This is a genomic window from Domibacillus robiginosus (assembly GCF_000966195.1).
Lineage (GTDB): Bacteria > Bacillota > Bacilli > Bacillales > Domibacillaceae > Domibacillus > Domibacillus robiginosus.
The window spans coordinates 1-1,423 of sequence record NZ_LAHL01000084.1 but is presented as its reverse complement, the minus strand read 5'-3'; the positions used below and the strand labels follow the sequence as shown (position 1 = coordinate 1,423).

General features: G+C 45.8%; 1 protein-coding gene. It reads left to right on the top strand.

The features are described 5' to 3' along the window. Positions 1 to 136: 136 nt before the first annotated feature. The coding region (locus VP97_RS22600; RefSeq protein ID WP_050184445.1) for an IS1182 family transposase at positions 137 to 1,423 on the top strand (1,287 nt) is incomplete at its 3' end.

Genomic DNA, 1,423 nt, shown 5'->3' with positions numbered 1-1,423 from the left:
TATTTCAATAGAATAAAAAAACCGGCGGAAATTTCCGCCGGTCAGACTGTAGACAAACTCGAAGAAATTCGAGTTTGCCTGCAGTCTTTTTGTTTTTTACAATAGAAATAAGATATTTTGGCTGAGGTGATGGAAAATGATGACGAGAAACAACCAGACAGAACGAGACCAACTAGAAGTGATTGCACTGGACCAGCTGGTGCCGCAGGACCATCTTGTGCGGAAGTTAGAAGCGGCGATTGATTTCTCCTTCATTTATCCATTGGTTGAAGATCTATATTCGAAGTTTGGACGTCCAAGTATAGACCCGGTTGTTCTGTTTAAGATGACCTTTATTCAGTATGTGTTTGGCATCCGCTCCATGCGCCAGACAATCAAGGAAATTGAAACGAATGTGGCATACCGATGGTTTCTCGGGTTTGGTTTCTACACAGAGGTTCCCCATTTCTCTACCTTCGGCAAGAACTATGAGCGTCGCTTCAAGGATACGGATGTCTTTGAGCAGATTTTCTACCGCATCTTGAAAGAAATTGCGGACCAGGAATTGCTCAGTGCCGACCATGTCTTTGTTGACTCTACTCATGTGAAGGCAAGCGCGAATAAGCGCAAATTTGAAAAGAAAGTGGTACGCAAGGAGACACGCGCCTACGAGGCAAGGCTCCAAGAGGAGCTAAACCAGGACCGGATTGACCAGGGAAAGAAGCCATTTCCGCCAGATAAATTTGAAAAACAGGAAACCAAGGAAATCAAGCAGAGCACGACAGACCCCGAAAGTGGATACTATGTGAAAGACGAACGCACGAAGCAGTTTGCCTACTCCTTTCATGCGGCGACTGATCAAAAAGGTTTTGTATTGAGTACAATCGTGACGCCTGGAAATGTTCATGACAGTCACATCCTTCAGCCATTGGTGGAAAGCATTATGGAAAAAATTAAAAAGCCGTTTGCTGTTGCAGCGGACGCTGCCTACAAGACACCGGCAATTACGAATTTTCTTTTCGAGCAGGGCATCCTGCCTGCCCTTCCGTATACGCGTCCGAAAACAAAAGAAGGCTTCATGAGAAAGAGCGAATACGCTTATGATGAATACTATAACTGCTATATCTGTCCGCAAGGAGAGATATTACGCTACACAACAACTACCAAGGAAGGATACCGCCAGTACAAGTCTGATCCACGGGTATGTGCGGGCTGTACGCTGCTCGCACAGTGTACGCAAAGCCAGAATCACCAAAAGCTGATTCAGCGCCACCTTTGGGAAAATTGCGTGGAAGAAGCGGAACATCTTCGTCATACTTCGGATGTAAAAGAAATCTATGCGCGACGCAAGGAGACGATTGAACGTGTCTTTGCCGATGCGAAAGAAAAGCATGGCATGCGATGGACAACCCTAAGGGGGCTTAAAAAATTGTCTATGCAGGCG